Genomic DNA, 17,977 nt, shown 5'->3' on the forward strand with positions numbered 1-17,977 from the left:
CCTTGCTCTGCTCTGCTCTGCTCTGCTCTGCTCTGCTCTGCTCTGCTCTGCTCTGCTCTGCTCTGCTCTGCTCTGCTCTGCTCTGCTCTGCTCTATAATTTTACGCACGGCTGTGCCTCCTGTCAAGTCCTTTGATTGTTTATTTTTTTGATATTTTCTGTTTTGATGAGCGACTCCATTTGAGTGATAGCAGTCTGATTCAAAAGAATGAGGCGCTCCGATTGTCCTAGTTCTTGTCTGATAAATATAGCATTAATACTTTCAAGATTGGATAAGACAACCAGTTGTTCAAGTGTCGCTGCATCTCGAATATTTCCCTTTTGCTCAAGATTTTTCTGCCTCCATTCTGCAGCAGTCATCCCAAACAAGGCAACATTCAATAAATCAGCTTCATTGCCATAAGTAAAAGCAATCTGGCTTTTTGTCAATAGTTTAGGAAGCAAGGTTTCCTTAATCGCATCCGTATGAATTCGATAATTAATTTTGGACAGTTCGCGTTGTAAATTCCAGCCTAAAGCCTGCTGGCTGGATTCCGCTGTTTTTAAGCGGTCAAATTCCTTCACTAAATAAAGCTTAAACTCCACCGAAACCCAAGAGGCAAATTCATAAGCAATATCTTTGTGGGCATAAGTCCCTCCATAACGACCCGCTCGTGAGGTAACCCCTATGGCCTGCATACTTTTCAATCCAACGTTGCGGCGTCATCACAAAACTGTTCAGACCAGCCTGATTTTTAACCGCCTCGAATTCGACACGGTTAAAATTCTTGTTATTAAGTGATTCCCATATTCCGAGAAATTCAACTGTATTACGATTTCGCATCCAGTTTTGAATGATAAAACGAGGATTCTCGGCATCTTTATATTTAGCAATGTCGGTCAGGGAGATAAAATCACCCTGGTTAATGGCAAGCAATGCAATCTCTCTGCCGTTTACGCTGACTTTACTTTTTTTGTTTACCAGTTTCCAACCCTCCACTTTTTGATATGCGCGTCTAATTTTATTTTCTATTTTACCACAAAACCAGTCGAACGGGGCAGCTCAATCATTTCCAGCTTCCTTTTTTAATTTGCCTAATTTGAGACTCTGAGAGTTTTTTCCACCGACCTAGCAAGCTTAGGCCTACATTGCTAACAAAAAAGACGTAGTTGATACAGTTCAGTATCTTCCACGTCTTTATCTAAGTTCAGTCTATCAAGCTTTCAATCACAAGTCAACAATTTTAAATTCATTTTTCAAAGCAAAATTTGTTTCCAATTTCCTGGAAAGCCCATTGTAAATTCATTAACGTGAGGATATTTCTCGAGAAACGCCTCAATCTGTTCAACAAATTCATTCCAGTGCTCATCCTGCGGAACAAGTTCTTTTATACAACATAAGATTCCAAAAATTCGATCGTCACGAATACCAATCTCTCGATATTCATTGTAAAGTCTTGGTTTCTTAGTAAGTTTAGCATTATAAATTCTTCCGTAATGTGCACATAAATTCCTAACGTAAGTGATGCTCTCAATCCAGCTTTCTAGAAATTTGAATTTGAGACCGTACGTGTCAGCAATTTCCTGTTTATCCGCACCCTGCAGGTTTTTATAAAACTTGGACAAGGCACCAAAACTCATAATTTCAACTAATGCATAAAATGGAATATTCCCATTTTCATAATTTTCTTGAAAATTCCTGATAAAAGGTGATCGCTTATTACGATCTATTTCCTGTTCAATGTTTTTTATGAAATTGGCATGTTTACACGGGTCAGGAAATATTCCAGAGTCTTGATACCCTATTACACCATACTTAACAGAGAAATAATTAGCGATTCTAGCGCGCAGATTGATTTCAATCCGCTCTATCTGGGCAAAAAGTTGTTGACGAAAATTGGCGTTAAATAAATAAAGGGCACCTCTAAAAACTGCTTTTCGTGACTTTTGAGATAAATTTACGAAAGTCAAGGAAGTCCGACGACGGCTTACAGGTGTAAGTCTAGGAGGTCTGACGCAGGATTTCGGAAATTTAGCCAAAATCACGAAATCTGAGTTTTTAGAGGTGCCCTAAAGTTCGACAATTTGCTCAAAAGTTACACCGGTATTATATTTGCCATTTCTGGGCTTTAGTCCGAGACTGTACGCTTTGATGAACCGAAAATAGGAAACATCATTTAAAAAGCATTTTGCGTAATCTTCGTCTTTAAATACCAAATTCAAATCTTTTAAGTTCTTAATTTGTTCATCAACCGATAATGGTCGTTGCTGTTGTCTCTTTCCAGTCATAAAATCACTCGCATAATAAAAAAAATGACTCGACCTGGTCCGCATCACAAAAGCAGAGAGGCGTGTCGAGTACTGTTAATGATATTATACGGAAATATCTACAGGCTGTCAAGTAAAAAGATTTTCTATGACTCCCTATAGCTTTCTATGATGCCTCTTATGGTGTGAGCCATTCCCATGAAGCGAACACAAATTGCTCACCTAGGCTCCACCATCGTCAAGCTAATCTTCCCGCGCTGAGCATCAATCCCCTTCACCCAAACCGTGACAATCTGTCCAACCGCCACAAGCTCGTGCGGATTTTTGACAAAATCCCTGGATAAGTCCGAAATGTGGACAAGCCCGTCATCATGCAGGCCGATGTCCACAAAGGCGCCGAAATCAACGACATTTCGCACGGCACCTTCGAGTTTTTGGCCAATGGATAAATCCTTGATACTGAGTACATCCTGACGCAGAATCGGCGCGTCGAAATTGTCGCGCAAATCACGACCTGGCTTGAGCAAATCCTCAATGATGTCTGCTAACGTCTCTTGCCCCACAGCCAGCTGAGCCGCCAGCTCCGCAACATCGACAGATTTCAGTTTTTCCAGCCCTGTTTCAGGATTTATCTCAAGAAAATCGAATATTTTCTGGACAATCGGATAAGATTCGGGATGGACACCTGTGTTATCCAGGAAATTCTTAGCAGCCGGAATGCGCAGGAAGCCTGCAGCCTGTTCATAAGCTTTGTCGCCCAGACGCGGGACTTTTTTCAGCTGGGCACGTGATTTCAGCGCGCCGTTTTCTTCGCGGTATTTCACAATGTTTTTGGCCAGCGTGTTATTCAGGCCGGCGACGTGGGAAAGGAGCGAGGGACTGGCGGTATTTACGTTGACACCGACCTGATTCACGACCGTTTCGACGACAAAGTCCAGGTTTTCTGTGAGTTTTTTCTCGGAGACATCGTGCTGATACTGGCCGACGCCGATGGCCTGCGGCTCGATTTTGACCAGTTCGGCCAGCGGGTCCTGCAGACGGCGGGCAATAGATACGGCCGAGCGTTTTTCAATCGACAAGTCAGGGAATTCCTCGCGGGCGGTCTCGCCGGCAGAATAAACAGAGGCACCTGCCTCAGAAACGATGACGTAGAAAGTCTTATTCAGCTGATTTTCCTTGAGAACTTCAGCAACAAAGGCCTCAGACTCACGGCTGGCCGTGCCGTTGCCAATAGCAATCATGTCCACTTTGTATTGTTTAATCAGCGCTGCCAGCTCTTTTTTGGCGGCTTCAATTTTAGACGCTGATGCCGGTTTTGTCGGGTAAATCACAGTGGCATCCAGAAATTTCCCGGTTGCATCAACCACGGCCAGCTTGCAGCCGTTCCGGTAGCCGGGGTCAAAGCCCAGCACAGTATAGCCTTTCAGCGGCGCAACCATGAGCAGATTTTTCAGATTCTGTCCAAAAACTTCGATGGCCGAATTTTCAGCCTTTTCATTGAGCTCTGCACGCACCAGCCGCTCCATGGCCGGAATGATTTTCTTCTTCACAGCGTCCTTAATCGCCGCTTTCATATAAGGATTTTCATGCGCAGAAAATCTTGATTCGAAGAAACGCAGGATTTTCTCGTCGTCATTTTCAATCTTGACCGTCAGAATGCCTAATTTCTCGCCGCGATTCAGCGCCAGCACACGGTGATTCGGAAGCGCTGAAATTTTCTCGGAAAAATCATAATAAATCTGGAAAACCTGCTTCTCGTCCTTGGCCGCGTCTTTCAGCACAGAAGTCATGAAACTATTACGTTTCACCTCGGAAAGCACCCAGTTACGCAGCGGCACAGCTTCTGAAATCATTTCAGACAAAATGTCAATCGCACCCTGAATCGCCTTTTCCACAGTCGGAAAGGCCTCGCTGAGACATTTTCCCGCCTCCGCCTCAAGGCTCTGCCTAGACGGATTTTTCACCATCATCTGAGACAAGTCGAACAGACCCGCCTCACGCGCAATGGTAGCCTTCGTACGGCGTTTTTCCTTGTAGGGAAGATAAAGCTCCTCAACCTCCGAAAGCTTCGCAGCAGCCTCGATAGAAGCCCTCAAGCTATCCGTCAGCTTTCCCTGCTCATCGATTTTGGCCAAAACGACCGCTTTGCGGTCTGCCAGCTTAGTTAGACTATCGTTTTCGTCAATGACGCCCTTAATTTGGAGTTCGTCGAGAGAACCCGTCATCTCCTTGCGATAACGGGCGATAAATGGCACAGTATTGCCCTCAGCCTGCAAATCCAGCACGCTTTTTACTTGTTTGACGGTGATATTGAGCTTTTCAGCAATTTGTTTTAAATTGTCCATGGGTCTTTCTAATCAATTGAAAGAGCCTCCCCTCTGGGAGACTCTCTGTATAAGAGGCTTGCCGAGCAGGCCTGTTAATTACATCATTTTGTTGTAGAATTCGACGATTAGCGCCTCGTTGATTTCTGGGTTGATTTCATCGCGCTCTGGCTGACGAATCAGTTTACCTGTGAGCTTTTCATTGTCAAACTCAACAAATGCTGCGCGGCCGCGAGTTGCCTCAACCGCCTCAACAATAGCTGGAACCTTCATTGAGCGCTCGCGGACAGAAATTACCTGACCTGGAGCAACAGAGTATGAAGGGATATCCACGCGCTTGCCGTCAACCAGGATATGACCGTGATTGACAAACTGACGTGCCTGACGACGAGTTGTTGCAAGACCAAGACGGTAAACAACGTTGTCCAGACGGCTCTCAAGTGCAAGCATAAAGTTGAAACCGACCGTTCCCTCTTTGAGCTTAGTCGCTTTTACGTAAGTATTACGGAATTGACGCTCTGAAACGCCGTACATGAAGCGGAGCTTCTGCTTCTCAGCAAGCTGCAGACCATACTCAGAAAGCTTAGAGCGGTTATTTGGGCCGTGCTGGCCTGGGACGTAGTTACGACGTGCAAGCTCTTTGCCTGAACCCGTAAGTGAAACGCCGTAGCGGCGGCTTTGTTTCCATGATGGACCTGTGTAACGTGACATAATTATGTCTCCTCAAATGTTTATTTGAAGAAATCTATGGCCGAGCACTCGTGTGAATGCTATTTATCGAAGACTTCAGGTGCGTGCAGTGCAATTTCGCTTTACAGCTTAGCTACATTCAACATGCAATGTTGACGCGCTCCCTAGACTTCGGCTGATTTCAACTTATCAAGTATATCAAAAATCCTCACGGATTGCAAGGATTTTGAAGTTTTTTGTTATTTTCTCACCGATGAAATTACTGGAATACTTTCGTGATTTTCACTTTCATCTCGACACCGCCAGGCAGTGTAACAGTCACGTTATCGCCTTTCTTGCGGCCGATTAGGGCTTGGGCAATCGGACTTTCGTTGGAAATCTTTCCTGAGAACGGGTCAGCTTCGGCTGTTCCTACAATCTCATAAGTTTCCTCGTCTTTTTCACCGTCAGCGATAAAACTGACTTTCTTACCTAAAGCGACTTCATTCTTTGCAACGCTTGCGCTGTCTACGATTTCAGCATAGCGAATCATTGTTTCAACTGTTGTGATACGGCCTTCGATGAAGGCTTGCTCATCTTTGGCTGACTCGTACTCTGAGTTTTCCGACAAGTCGCCGTATTCGCGTGCCACTTTGATACGCTCGACAATTTCCGGACGCTTAACTTGTTTCAGCTCTTCCAGCTCTTTTTCCAATTTTTCCAGACCTTCACGGGTCATTTGATAAACTTTTTCTGCCATAATTTCCTCTAACTAGATTTATTTTGTTATTTCTTAATCTTTTTCGATTTATTGAGATGAATCATCCATTGGCTGAAATGCCTAGATACTCCTCTTGATTGGCTTCCTGCCCTGCTTCGGTTTCCGCAAAATAGATGGTTCCTGTATTTGGGTCAGCAACGAAATAATAATACGGATTCGATGTATGATTAATCACAGCGGCAATTGATATCGCGCTTGGGCTGGCAATCGGGCCGGGGCCTGTTCCTTGATTTTGATATAGATTATACGGGGAATCCATTGTCGTGTCAAGAGCTGCATCTTCAGCTGCTGTAATTTTTGTGCCGAGCTTTCCTTCAGCGTAGAGTAGAGCTACATTAGTGTCTAATGTCCAGCCTTCATTCAAACGCTTCAGGAAGACATCTGCGACATTCTTACGGTCATCTTCGCTGTTGGCCTCTTTTTCAACTAAAGCCGACAGGCTCAGCAAAGTGTTGACATCTAAGCCTAGGTCCGTCAACTGCCCGTAGTAGGGCTGCAAAGTTGTATCCATCGCTGCAATCATCTGCTCAACAATGCTTTTAGCTGTTGTCGAAGCATTATAATCATATGTAGCCGGGAAAAGGTAGCCTTCCAGCTGATACTTCACGCCGGAATCGGCCGCCGGCAAGCTGGCAAACAGCTGCGGATATTTCGCCGCCATTTCAGCAATGAATGCCGGGTCTTTTACAACATTCAGAAAATCATTCTGACTAAAAGGCGTTTTATCTGATGATTTGCTAGCTGCGTTGACCGTAAAGGCTGTGGCCATCTGCTCAATGGTATAGCCTTCCGGAATCGTTATCTTGCCCACAGATGGAGAAGTGGCTGAGCCGCCTTTTTCCAGCGCTTTAGCAATTTGGACAGGTGTCATTGATTTGTTCAGTTTATAGTAACCGCTTCTGAAATCTGATAAGCCTTTAACTTTAGTATAAATACTGAAGACCATAGCGTTTTTAATCAGGTTATTCTTTTTCAGAATTTGAGCAACGCCTTTGGAAGAGGTACTCTCAGGAATGTCAATCACTTGAACTGTCTTGTTCTTGGGCTCTACGGCCTTCAGGTTATTCTGTACGTAAAAGTAGCCGAATCCGCCTAAGGCGAGAACTACTACGACTAAAATGATTGCGATTGAGCGGCCGATATGAATTTTTGACTCCCGACCGTGCCTTTGAACACTCTGCTCAGCACGATTTGAGCTTCGCCTGCGTCCTGAACGGCTCGGTGTATCATAATCGTCATAATCGTCGTCATCGTCGTCATCATCAATCGGTGCCGTATAATTGTGAACCCGAGTTTCTGCCGGCTGCCGCGGCGGAATGTAAACTTTGCTAAATTGGTCTGTCTCGCTGTCCTGAAGGTCTTGAGGCGAAAACTGCTTGGGCATGTTTTTAGGTTTAGCACCCGCGGCTGCCAGAAAATCTTCCTTGGTCGGAGAAGCTGGTGAGGACGGTCGTCCGGCAACTCTGCCTTGCATGGGCTGCTGATTGTCATGAGCTGCTGGAGAATTCGGCCTAGCTGACGGATTTTGCGCTTGCATCGGGGAATCCGGCTGGGAATTGTCAACCGCAGCTTGATGTGTGTAACTTTCAGTCTCTGCATGCAGACGCGCCATGATTTCATCACGGAAAGAATGCTCATCCCGTTCTTTCGGTACAGTCTGATTCAGCGGCCCGTCGGTCTGCGCTTTAGCACCAGCTGATGGAGCCGTTTGTGCAGCTATTTTTTCTGCCTGATTTGCTTGAGCAGGACTAACCGGCGTCACAGGAACTTCTGGCGCAGGTTGAACTGGTTGAGCCGGTTGAGAAGCTGCCGACCTCAGCTTTTTTCTCGGTAAATTATCAATGAAGCGAACCTTGGAAATTTTTAGTAAATGAGCCGAATCATCATCATTTTCATCTTCCCCTAGCTTACTCTCATTGTCTGAAGCAATTGCAGCGGAATCACTTTTCAGCTCGCTCTTTTCTGTATTCTGTCGAGCTGCTCGGTCATTTGTCAAGCTTCCCTGCTCAAACATTGCCTGCTGAGCTGCTGCCATGATATCGTCCGGGACTTTTTGGTCAGCAAAAATAGGGGTCCCAGTCTTATGCTGGGACTCACTTTCCGGTTCATTCCCGAAAGCTTCTCTGAAGAAGTCTTCAAATGATGTATCACTGTTTGAATCGTGTGCCAAAACAGCCTCCTGAAATTATTTGTGCCTATCGTTACCTTCTAATTCATCGTCATCATCAAGCTCTTCGTCAATTTCGACAACTTCGAGCTCTGGAATATCAGCATCAACTTCGACTTCGGCAAGCTCTGCGTCGTAAGCCTTGGCTTCATTGTCATCCTCATCGTCATCGTTGACGTCGTAATCAATGCTCGCAAGCTTCTTGGTTGAGAAGGCCTCGGTCTCCTCTTCATCGCCTTCCAGAGGAACGATAGAATCCGAAGCATCATCGATGACCTCTTCCTTGATTTTGCCCTCATCATCGAAGTAATCCAGTGAAATCGTCTCTTCGTCAATGGAGTCGATGGCATACCAGGAGCGCAGGCCCCAAGTGTTGTTTCCCAGCGGAATGAATGAACCGTCCGTATTTAAATCTGTGTAAAAACGGGACAAGGTCTGTTTTATCTGCTCGTCTGACTTCTCTAAATAATCCTGAACTTCTTTGACTAGGTCAGCAAAAGGCATCTCTTCGCCTTTCTGATCCAGAATAGCATGTGCGACTTCAATCATTGAAAGTTCTTCGATTTTTTGCCCATCAAGTGCTTTTATTTTCATTTTTTCCTTTTATCCTCGCAGCTGTCTCGCCTTTTTGACGAATTATCTGAAACAATGAAACATCTTGAATTCTCACTCAAAATGTTTATCTGGTCTATTTTAGCTAAATTTAATGATTCTGTCAATCACCATCATAATGTAATAAGACTTTATAGTCGTAATCACCGATTTTTTCGCGCCCTTTCAGGTCATCCAGCTCAATGATGAAAGCGCAGCCGGCCACGATTCCGCCGAGTCTTTCAATCAGCTCAATCGTTGCCTGAACGGTGCCGCCGGTTGCCAGCAAATCATCAACAATCAGGACGCGCTGACCAGGCTTAATCGCATCGGCGTGAATCGTCAGTGTGTCTGTGCCGTACTCTTTCTGATAGGTCGCTTCAACTGTCTCTCTGGGAAGTTTCCCGGGCTTGCGGACAGGCGCAAATCCCACGCCTAAAGCATAGGCCACGGGACAGCCGATGATAAAACCGCGGGCTTCTGGACCAACAACCAGGTCGATTTCCTTGTCGCGGGCATATTGTACAATTTCGGTACAAGCGTAGTTGTAAGCATTGCCGTCGGCCATGAGCGGCGTGATGTCGCGGAAAAGAATCCCTTCTTGCGGGTAGTCTTTTATAGTTGCAATATAATCTGAAAGTTCCATTTAATGCCTTTCTTCAAAACTTTAGTTGGTAAGTCTCTGGTAAATTTCTTTCACGGGGGCCAATGCAAAGAGTTCCTGCAGCTGAATCGTTTCCTGTAAACGCTGGTAAATCTGACTGCTGCTGATTTCTTTATGCGGCGCGTCCTTAATAAGCGTCATCAGACCCTCGTTAATCCTGACAAAGCCTAATTCCTCAAAAACCTGAATCATTTTCTGCAGCAGAAGCGCAGGAATCTTGAGATAACTTGCCAGATTATTTAGTTTATAGCGCACATCAAACTCAGGGAATTGATACAGAGCCTTGTAAAGTGCCGCATACTGCTCGCGCGTGCCAGGGCCTGAAAGATAATATTTTTTCTTTAGCTGATTTTTAAAATAAATCAGCCGGAAGTCGTTTTCCTTGATAAATGCGGCTAAATCAGCCAGTTCAGCTGAATTTTCAGGCGCGTCAAGAACGACAAGCACATTTTCCATTATAGCATTTTTAGGAGAATTTTTCTCAAATATAAATGCGTTTTCCGGCAGGGAAATCTGGCGGCCGCGGATGTCAATCAGTTCGATGCCGTCGGCCTTGGCGTCTTCCACCATCATCTGCAGCGTGGTCTGCCCGTTCCAGGAATTCGTCGACAGCGTGACCGCCAATTCTGTGTCAGCCTGTTCAAATTCGAGCTGCTCGTCGCCGTGTCCGAAATAAATTGCGTCAAGCTGTGTTTTTCCTTGTGCAAGACGGAGTTTCAGGTGCTGGTTATTCGCGCCCATGGTTCTAGATTGGACAACTTTAAAATCTTTGAGCAGAAATTTCGGCAGCGGGTTGTTCATTCCGAACGGGGCCAGTTTTGACAGAGATTTTGCCGTGTCCAGCGAAAGCGTGTCAAGCTCAAGTGTATCAACCAGTGTGATTTCAGCTTTTTTGTCTAAATCGACATTCTGCGCTGAGATTTCCTCTGTCAAAGCGGTTTTCAGTTTGTCAACATTTTCAAGAGCGATGGTTAAGCCGCAGGCCTGTGCATGGCCGCCGAAGGCGATGAAGAGCTCACGGTGGGCATTCAGTGCGTCAAAAATGTTGAAAGCTTCGATGGAGCGGCCCGAACCGCGGAGGATACCGTCTTCCTCGGCCAGCATAATAACTGGGCGGTGGATTTTCTCCAGCAGGCGGCCGGCCACAATGCCCAGCACGCCTTTGTGCCAGTCGGCGTGATAGAGCACCTGTACAGGTGCCTCTTCGTCCAGCATAGCCTCTGCTTCTTCGTAAATTTTTCCGGTAATGCTGCGCCGTTTCGTGTTCCAGGAATCAATATTTTTGGCGATTTCGAGGCACTCTTCTTCGTCCCAGCCGGTCAAGAGCGTGACGGCGGGGTTCGGGTCGTCTAAGCGTCCCAGCGCATTGAGTCTCGGGGCAATTTGAAAGCCGATAGTGTCTTCTGTCAAATTTGACATGTCGCTGCCGGCGAGGCGCATCAACTCAAGCAGTCCGACGCGGTCTGTGGCCTGCAGCTGTTTCAGGCCGAGGCTGACAAGCACCCGGTTTTCATCGGCCAGGCTGACCATGTCGGCGACTGTTCCGATGGCTGCGAGGTCCAGCATGTCTACGGGCACTGATTCTAGCAGTGCAGTTGCAACTTTAAAGGCCACACCGGCTCCGCAAAGGTCATCAAATGGATACTCGGACTCGGGATGGCGCGGGTGGACAATCGCAAAGGCATTCGGCAGTTCGTCCGCGAGTGAATGATGGTCTGTCACAATCACATCTGCGCCGTGTTCCTGTGCCCAGGCAATCGGCTCAAGACCAGCTATGCCATTGTCCACCGTAATAATCAGCGTAATTTCTTCTTTTTCAATCCAGTACTGGTAGACGTCAAGATTTGGGCCATAGCCGTCTGTGAAGCGGTTCGGCAGGTAGACCTGGGCCTGCTCGTCGGCGCCGAGCTCGTCCAGCGCTGACTTCATGATGCTGGCGCTGGTCATGCCGTCGGCATCGTAATCGCCGTAAATCAGGATTTTCTCGCCTGTCTCGATGGCCTGGCGGATGCGCGTCACGGCCTTGTCCATGTCGTGCAGCAGGTAGGGGTCGTGGAGCTGCTCGAGCGACGGGTTCAGAAAGGCCTCAATCTCTTCAGGGCTTCGTATGCCCCGTTCCCAAAGCGTGTCGCTGGCCAGCGGGTCTAATTTCAGTTTTTTTGTGATTTTCCGGAATTCTTCAGTAATGTCAGAAGGCGCTGCTTCCAGTAATTTCCAGTCATATTTTGAACGAATCATGAAATTCTATTATAGCAGATTTATTGAAAAAAGCGCAGGGCGCGCTTTTATGGCAAATGTTGTAGCTCCCCTGATTCCTGCCGAAAAGTGCATCGCACAGTGGCTTGAAGGCCTTTTCAGATGAATCGTCTTCATGGTATGAACCGTCATAAAGCTTCGCCTTGATGTCAACCAGCGGATAGCCAGCAAGGACACCATTTGCCATGGACTCTTCCAGTCCTTTTTGTACAGCTGGGATGTATTCACGAGGAACGACACCACCAACGATGGCATTTTCGAATTCGAAGCCTTTTCCTTCTTCATTCGGTGTATATTCAATCCAGACGTCACCATATTGACCTTTACCACCAGACTGACGCTTGAAGAAGCCGCGCGCTTGAGTAACAGGGGCACGGAAAGTCTCTCGATAAGATACTTGAGGTGCACCAACATTGGCCTCAACCCCGAACTCGTCTTTCAAACGTGTGACAAGGACATCAAGGTGGAGCTCACCCATACCGGCAATGACCGTCTCGCCAGTTTCCTGGTTCGTTGACACGCGGAATGAAGGGTCCTCTTCAGCCAGCTTCTGCAGGCCTGTACCCATCTTGTCCTGGTCAGCCTTAGGCTTAGGCTCAATGGCGATTTCGATGACGGGGGTCTGGGAAGACAATAGGGGAAACATAGTTGTCTGGAAGTTTTCCTTTCCAGTCTATCCATTGTTTTTCTGCAATAGGAATTAATCTTTTAAGCTCTTCATGAGAAAATAATTCCTGCGATGATGAATTAGAAATCAAAGCAGTAGGAGTATCACGAATAAAATTTCTATTTGCCTCATTTTTTTCATTTTCAGTTGGAGGCCAGGCATCATTTTGTAGTTTAAAATGAATTTCAGCTGCACTACGTTTTCCTTTCTCAAGAAATTGGTAGTCCTCCTCTGATAATTTGTAAACAACTATCTGAGGAGCGATTTCTCCCTCTTCTGTAACAAAATAGTATTGTCCGTTATTTTTATAAACATTATTTTTACTACTAACCTTATTATAGTTATAGTTTTTTACTTCTTCCCATGTTATTTTAGTGGGTGCCATGTGAAATCTCCTTCCTTTTCTCCGATATTATTCATAACCGCTTCTGACATTCCGCCTGGAAAAGTGTCCCCTCTCCTGTTGTAATTTTTTCAAGAACATCTTTAGAAATCGGAGTTAAATTATTATGCCCATAGGCATCTTCCCAACTCAAAATAAGCTCATTTTCTTTTTCTGTAACCATCATGTGATATTCATTATTCTTGTATAAAATCTTTTCTGACATCATTCACCTCCAAAAACGTGACTTGAATTAAATCCTCCTGGTTCTCCGTTTGGAAAAACTTTTCAGGATAGGCGTTTTACTGCTTTCATAGAGCAGCACAAGTAAAATTGGCGCCTTCTGCCACAAGAAGATTTAAAATTGTATTAGATAAACAATGCAATATTAGTTCAACAAATATTATTTTTCATTTTTTATCGGGGAAACATAATTGTCTGGCAGTTTGCCTTTCCAGTCTATCCAAGCCTTTTCTGCCAAAGGTATTAATTTCTTGAGTTCGTCTTGTGAAAATAGCTTCTGATTTTTTGGGTTAGAAATTAGTGTAATGGGACGACTTTCTGCTCGTTCTTTTTTCACCATATCCTGCACTTCTTTAGGAGCTGGCCACACACCGCTTTGTGCCTTAAATATTAAATCATCTCCAGAATGAGTGCCGTTTTTATATGCTTCAAAATCGGCGCGTTCTATTTTTTTACGAATTTCTTTAATATCATGTCCCCATGACATCCATTCTAACTCGTAATGCTCTCCATCTGAGTAAACGGTTAACTGATTCGCTTTACTAAAATAAATTTCTTTCATCTCTGTCATATTTATTTTCCTACAAATGCTGATTAAGCTGATAAATCCTCCCCTTGATGCCTTAGGTTTTCTTCGTTGATTTCTATTATGACCAGCTTTACATTTGTTCGACTAATCGTTCAAGATATGTAGAGAAAAATTCATCAAAGGTGTCAAATGTTTCGATTATCTCTCCGGAGGGTTTATCCAATATCTTATATTTTTTATCCCTCCTATCATACACGCACCAGTCAATATTCCCGTCGCCTAAGAATGTATAATCTGCAAAATCAGCATTTTCATGCCAAATAATATTACTGGCTATAATCGCATTATTCGTATCCATGTCCAGCGGATCAATATCATCAAACAATTCTATATCTGCCTGATAAAAAACATTTCCATCATATTCTAGTCCATTTTGAACTTTCCAAAACTCAGTGAATTCTTTTGGAATACAGAGATGAAACTTATTTGCAGCAAATGCTACAACTTCATCAATATTATTTGCTGGTAAATTAGCACTTTCACCGTATTGTTCATTATCCTTATTCAGTTCCACTAATGATTCTTTCCAAGTCATCGCACACCTCCATTAAAAACTTTATTTGTCAGTTCAGGCCACGGGATGGTTTTAGTTTGTCCCACTTCAAGTGAGCCCACGGTTTCTTTCTGATAGTTTGTAATTAACTTATGATATGGATCATTTTTGATAAGAATTAAATTATCAAAGTCATTTGTTCCACTATCGTCCAGCGGATGATTATGATGCACCTGATACCCTCTTGGAACTCTCCCATTTTTCATCATTTTAATGTCTAAATCTGATAAACCATTTTGTCTTAAGTAGTCATCATTTTTGGAAAGAATCTTCAAATAGTTTTTACGCGCTGAGCTATCAAATTCTTTTCTTAGTTGCCCTACTTCTTGCGGATTCCTCTTCACATAATCGAAATCTTTGACCGTCAATCCCTCAATCGTCTTTGTATCTCCACGAAGTTTTGCAGAGAAAGTGTCACCATCTTGGAGTCGTAACTCACTAGAACCTTTAGAAGCTAAATCATCCAACTTGCCATTTGCCTTAGAGGCTTTTGATTCCAGATTGCTGAAAGCCATCTTAACCCCAGTCTTAGGTAAGTCATCCGCCGTTTTACCTGCCACACTAAGGATTGAGCGGCTGTCTCCTGCTCCCGCAAAGGCATAACGAGCACCTCCGCTGCTCACAACAGCACGGAACTCCGACATCTTACCCGATAAGTTATCCACAAGATTGAAGGCTTTGCCCGCCGCGAGGGTCTTGACATTCCCAAGCTTTGTGACGAGACTCGTCGCGTCGCCAGCCTTTCCAATGGTGGCACTGCCGCCTCCGACAAAGAAGCTTGCCGCAAAGGCCGCTGTCTCTCCCTGTACGACTGCGTTCCCGCCTGCCAGCTGGTTCCACCAGTTCCCGACACCTGCACCGAACTGGGCACGGGCTTCTCCATTGGTCGCCAGGGTGTAGACCCCTTCGGCTGTGCTTGCCACGTTGAACTGTGCCATCCCGGAGACCATCTCACCTGCCCCTCTGATAAAACCGTTCAAGCGACCGCCGTCTCCAGTATCTCCTAGAGACTTCCCTAATGTACTATTGTACCATTGTCCGACGTTTTTTGTTGCCATGCCGACAAGGTTCAAGCCTTTTCCGCTCACGGCCATGGAGAAGTGATTGATGCCGCTGTTCACACCGCCGATTACCATCATTCCACCCAAGCCGACGAGGCCGAGCGATAATCCCCCAGTAAACGGTGTCAGCCCAAGTCCTGCGGCTGTGATAACAGCTCCTGCAACCGTTTGAAGGACATCAGTCACCAGTCCCCAGAGTCCGTCTTCCTGCGCCTGTTTCTTCGCGGCCGCGGCAGCTAAACGTTTCTGGTCGCGCTTATATTCGGCGTTAATGCTGTCCCAGGCTTTCGTGAATTCCTTCTGGTTCTGCGTGTTCTGCGCATAATTCGCATTCGCCTGAAAAGACGTGAGGAAATCAGCCGTTATCAGGCCTTTGAAAGAGCCGGTCCGGTATTCATAGCCTCGGGGAACATGGAGCGTGCTCTTAATCAGGTCTCTTGTCCGTGCCAGTAAGTCCTGGACCATCGCAAATCCCGGGTCTGTCGCCTCATAGCTGTCCCAGTTCTCCTGGAGCTTTTCCGGTGTCTTCTCTGTCCCCACCAAAAGTTCCTCCTCGCTTAATCCAGAAAGGGAGGATATGTTCACTAATTTTTTCTCCTATTTCCGTATCAAGAAATATCACATCCAAAGGTTTATCTGCAGCTAAATATTGTTTTGCTAACTCACTAATACTTTTGAATATATCTTTGTCGTGACTGGTATCATCAATCAAAAGCAACAAGCTCATTTCGTTCTCCTTGACAATTTGTGATAAAAATGCTTTTTTAACTTTTTTATCTTTATCAAATAACTTTGAAAGAGCATCTGTAAATTTAGTTGGATATTCTTCAGGTATTCCAAAAGATATACTTTTTTCAAATAGAATATCTTTTATGTAATCAATATTTTCTACATTTAGAACAAAATTCTCTTTTTGAGGTTCTATGGCAATCCCCATGATTGCGGGATCTCCACTCACCATTTCGCTATATTCAATTAGCGTTAATGCTAAGCCTTGAAAATCATCATCAAATCCTTTCAAGCTTTCTAAATCAATAAAAGCCGGTAAATATTCTTGATTATTTTCATCCGTTATTCTAACAATTCTTATTTTATTACTACCTTCTGTAATAACTGGCAAAAGCAATTGAACTTTTGTCAGCTCTTGGTAAATTAATTGTTGATTATCAGCCGTAGCGTTTCTACGAAATTCTTGTATCAACTCTATCAAATGCTTATTGCTTGATTGAATTTGAGTTCTCATCATTTCCTCTCACTATTTTCTCTAATTGTTCTATCTGATAAATAATTGGACTATCATAATGTGTTGTATCGTCTACAAATTGCCGTATCTTATTTTCCCAATTAATCCTACTAGCAACAGAGATGACACCTTGCTCAGCTTCGATTTTTATCTTATCAATGATACTATAGATATTATTTATGATACCATTGAAGTCTTTTTGCCTAGGAAATTCAATTTCAATTAAATTCTGAATTTGTATACATGTAGAAATTATTTTTTTATACATCTTTCCTCCTCTTATTTCGATGCAACTCGACTAATATGCTTGATCCAATCAAGTGGCCAATCTTTAGGAAGTAGTATTTGATCAGCACCTCCCGAAAGAACTGTTCCGGTTTCCTTTATGGTTTGGTGGGCTACTTTTCCTATGTTTAATTCTGTACCTTTAGGAACAATTATTTCAGCTTCGTACATTCGAGTTCCTTTCCATTCAGGCAGTAATGCTAAATCAATTTTTGATTGTATTCTTGAAGTTGCTGGAGAGGTTGTCGCAAATCCTCCTCCAGCATCAGCTTCTCCGCCAAACAATCTGTATAATTTTGTTTCTTTCTCCGTCGTCACCACCGTGCGATATTGACCATCAGCGAAGGTCTTTTGCACGAAGTCAGGCAGATTAGTGTTTTTTGGGATTTCAACTACTTTAGAATCAATTTTTGTGCTGTATTTTTTACTAAATAGTGCTTTTGTTTCAAGCTTTGACTCAACTTTTGAGACTCCATCGTCAATTTTCTGACTGAAAGCCATCTTAACCCCAGTCTTAGGTAAGTCATCCGCCGTTTTACCTGCCACACTAAGGATTGAGCGGCTGTCTCCTGCTCCCGCAAAAGCATAACGAGCACCTCCGCTGTTCACAACAGCACGGAACTCCGACATCTTACCCGATAAGTTATCCACAAGATTGAAGGCTTTGCCCGCCGCGAGGGTCTTGACATTCCCAAGCTTTGTGACGAGACTCGTCGCGTCACCCGCCTTTCCAATGGTGCCGCTGCCGCCTCCGACAAAGAAGCTTGCCGCAAAGGCCGCTGTCTCCCCTTGTACAACTGCGTTCCCGCCTGCCAGCTGGTTCCACCAGTTCCCGACACCTGCACCGAACTGGGCACGGGCTTCTCCATTGGTCGCCAGGGTGTAAACTCCTTCAGCTGTGCCTGCCACGTTGAACTGTGCCATCCCCGACACCATTTCACCGCTTCCGGAGAGAAAGCCGTTGATAAAGCCAGCTTCGCCTTCCTGCCCTAGAGACTTCCCTAAAGTACTATTGTACCATTGTCCAACGTTTTTTGTTGCCATGCCGACAAGGTTCAAGCCTTTTCCGCTCACAGCCATGGAGAAGTGATTGACGCCGCTGTTCACACCGCCGACTACCATCATTCCGCCCAAGCCGACGAGGCCGAGCGATAATCCCCCAGTAAACGGTGTCAGCCCAAGTCCTGCGGCTGTGATAACAGCTCCTGCAACCGTTTGAAGGACATCAGTCACCAGTCCCCAGAGTCCGTCTTCCT

The 17,977-nt window shown here is 45.0% G+C and carries 16 protein-coding genes and 3 pseudogenes; all 19 read right to left on the minus strand.

Annotation, left to right across the window (positions count from 1 at the left end):
• Positions 1-122 precede the first annotated feature (122 nt).
• Positions 123-963 (minus strand): annotated as a pseudogene (locus tag ACYQ2E_RS02335) (KilA-N domain-containing protein).
• A gap of 272 nt (positions 964-1,235) precedes the next feature.
• Positions 1,236-1,949: an Abi family protein gene (locus ACYQ2E_RS02340; protein ID WP_460016445.1), complete on the minus strand. Its 714-nt coding sequence runs from the start codon at positions 1,947-1,949 to the stop codon at positions 1,236-1,238.
• A gap of 99 nt (positions 1,950-2,048) precedes the next feature.
• Entirely contained in the window at positions 2,049-2,267 is a 219-nt protein-coding gene (locus ACYQ2E_RS02345) for a hypothetical protein (RefSeq protein ID WP_460016446.1), read from the minus strand.
• A 197-nt stretch (positions 2,268-2,464) separates the two neighbouring features.
• Positions 2,465-4,591 (minus strand): Tex family protein, encoded by a 2,127-nt coding sequence (locus ACYQ2E_RS02350; RefSeq protein ID WP_460016447.1) that lies wholly within the window; start codon positions 4,589-4,591, stop codon positions 2,465-2,467.
• A 78-nt stretch (positions 4,592-4,669) separates the two neighbouring features.
• Positions 4,670-5,281 (minus strand): 30S ribosomal protein S4, encoded by a 612-nt coding sequence (rpsD, locus tag ACYQ2E_RS02355; RefSeq protein WP_460016448.1) that lies wholly within the window; start codon positions 5,279-5,281, stop codon positions 4,670-4,672.
• A gap of 238 nt (positions 5,282-5,519) precedes the next feature.
• Positions 5,520-5,999, minus strand: coding sequence for a transcription elongation factor GreA (greA, locus tag ACYQ2E_RS02360; protein WP_460016449.1), 480 nt, complete (start codon positions 5,997-5,999; stop codon positions 5,520-5,522).
• Positions 6,000-6,060: 61 nt separating this feature from the next.
• Entirely contained in the window at positions 6,061-8,190 is a 2,130-nt protein-coding gene (gene mltG / locus ACYQ2E_RS02365) for an endolytic transglycosylase MltG (protein ID WP_460016450.1), read from the minus strand.
• A 15-nt stretch (positions 8,191-8,205) separates the two neighbouring features.
• Complete coding sequence (rpoE, locus tag ACYQ2E_RS02370) at positions 8,206-8,781, minus strand: DNA-directed RNA polymerase subunit delta (protein ID WP_460016451.1); 576 nt, start codon at positions 8,779-8,781, stop codon at positions 8,206-8,208.
• 121 nt (positions 8,782-8,902) lie between these two features.
• Positions 8,903-9,424 (minus strand): adenine phosphoribosyltransferase, encoded by a 522-nt coding sequence (locus tag ACYQ2E_RS02375; protein WP_460016452.1) that lies wholly within the window; start codon positions 9,422-9,424, stop codon positions 8,903-8,905.
• A 21-nt stretch (positions 9,425-9,445) separates the two neighbouring features.
• Positions 9,446-11,680, minus strand: coding sequence for a single-stranded-DNA-specific exonuclease RecJ (recJ, locus tag ACYQ2E_RS02380; protein ID WP_460016453.1), 2,235 nt, complete (start codon positions 11,678-11,680; stop codon positions 9,446-9,448).
• Positions 11,661-12,317, minus strand: a pseudogene (locus ACYQ2E_RS02385) (hypothetical protein); the annotation flags it as partial. The gene recJ and the pseudogene ACYQ2E_RS02385, both read right to left, overlap by 20 nt.
• Entirely contained in the window at positions 12,295-12,750 is a 456-nt protein-coding gene (locus ACYQ2E_RS02390; protein ID WP_460016454.1) for a hypothetical protein, read from the minus strand. The gene ACYQ2E_RS02390 and the pseudogene ACYQ2E_RS02385, both read right to left, overlap by 23 nt.
• 31 nt (positions 12,751-12,781) lie before the next feature.
• Positions 12,782-12,976: a hypothetical protein gene (locus ACYQ2E_RS02395; protein WP_460016455.1), complete on the minus strand. Its 195-nt coding sequence runs from the start codon at positions 12,974-12,976 to the stop codon at positions 12,782-12,784.
• Positions 12,977-13,150: 174 nt separating this feature from the next.
• Positions 13,151-13,561, minus strand: a complete 411-nt coding sequence (locus tag ACYQ2E_RS02400; RefSeq protein WP_460016456.1) for a hypothetical protein — start codon at positions 13,559-13,561, stop codon at positions 13,151-13,153.
• Between the two features lie 88 nt (positions 13,562-13,649).
• Positions 13,650-14,114, minus strand: a complete 465-nt coding sequence (locus ACYQ2E_RS02405; protein ID WP_460016457.1) for a YrhA family protein — start codon at positions 14,112-14,114, stop codon at positions 13,650-13,652.
• Positions 14,111-15,733 (minus strand): HNH endonuclease family protein, encoded by a 1,623-nt coding sequence (locus ACYQ2E_RS02410; protein WP_460016458.1) that lies wholly within the window; start codon positions 15,731-15,733, stop codon positions 14,111-14,113. The genes ACYQ2E_RS02405 and ACYQ2E_RS02410 overlap by 4 nt, the downstream gene beginning before the upstream one ends.
• The gene (locus tag ACYQ2E_RS02415) at positions 15,681-16,439 is read right to left on the minus strand and encodes an enhanced serine sensitivity protein SseB C-terminal domain-containing protein (RefSeq protein WP_460016459.1); all 759 of its coding nucleotides are present in this window, start codon (positions 16,437-16,439) and stop codon (positions 15,681-15,683) included. The genes ACYQ2E_RS02410 and ACYQ2E_RS02415 overlap by 53 nt, the downstream gene beginning before the upstream one ends.
• Entirely contained in the window at positions 16,408-16,704 is a 297-nt protein-coding gene (locus ACYQ2E_RS02420; RefSeq protein ID WP_460016460.1) for a hypothetical protein, read from the minus strand. Before ACYQ2E_RS02420 ends, ACYQ2E_RS02415 begins: the two co-directional genes overlap by 32 nt.
• A gap of 11 nt (positions 16,705-16,715) precedes the next feature.
• Positions 16,716-17,977: pseudogene (locus tag ACYQ2E_RS02425) on the minus strand (hypothetical protein); the annotation flags it as partial.

It is taken from the genome of Lactovum odontotermitis, assembly GCF_054658595.1.

Bases quoted from the DNA above. Each gene is read 5' to 3' on its own strand.
- ACYQ2E_RS02345 (WP_460016446.1), bottom strand. From the start codon at position 2,267: ATGACTGGAAAGAGACAACAGCAACGACCATTATCGGTTGATGAACAA.
- ACYQ2E_RS02350 (WP_460016447.1), bottom strand. From the start codon at position 4,591: ATGGACAATTTAAAACAAATTGCTGAAAAGCTCAATATCACCGTCAAA.
- rpsD (WP_460016448.1), bottom strand. From the start codon at position 5,281: ATGTCACGTTACACAGGTCCATCATGGAAACAAAGCCGCCGCTACGGC.
- greA (WP_460016449.1), bottom strand. From the start codon at position 5,999: ATGGCAGAAAAAGTTTATCAAATGACCCGTGAAGGTCTGGAAAAATTG.
- rpoE (WP_460016451.1), bottom strand. From the start codon at position 8,781: ATGAAAATAAAAGCACTTGATGGGCAAAAAATCGAAGAACTTTCAATG.
- ACYQ2E_RS02375 (WP_460016452.1), bottom strand. From the start codon at position 9,424: ATGGAACTTTCAGATTATATTGCAACTATAAAAGACTACCCGCAAGAA.
- recJ (WP_460016453.1), bottom strand. From the start codon at position 11,680: ATGATTCGTTCAAAATATGACTGGAAATTACTGGAAGCAGCGCCTTCT.
- ACYQ2E_RS02390 (WP_460016454.1), bottom strand. From the start codon at position 12,750: ATGGCACCCACTAAAATAACATGGGAAGAAGTAAAAAACTATAACTAT.
- ACYQ2E_RS02395 (WP_460016455.1), bottom strand. From the start codon at position 12,976: ATGATGTCAGAAAAGATTTTATACAAGAATAATGAATATCACATGATG.
- ACYQ2E_RS02400 (WP_460016456.1), bottom strand. From the start codon at position 13,561: ATGACAGAGATGAAAGAAATTTATTTTAGTAAAGCGAATCAGTTAACC.
- ACYQ2E_RS02405 (WP_460016457.1), bottom strand. From the start codon at position 14,114: ATGACTTGGAAAGAATCATTAGTGGAACTGAATAAGGATAATGAACAA.
- ACYQ2E_RS02415 (WP_460016459.1), bottom strand. From the start codon at position 16,439: ATGATGAGAACTCAAATTCAATCAAGCAATAAGCATTTGATAGAGTTG.
- ACYQ2E_RS02420 (WP_460016460.1), bottom strand. From the start codon at position 16,704: ATGTATAAAAAAATAATTTCTACATGTATACAAATTCAGAATTTAATT.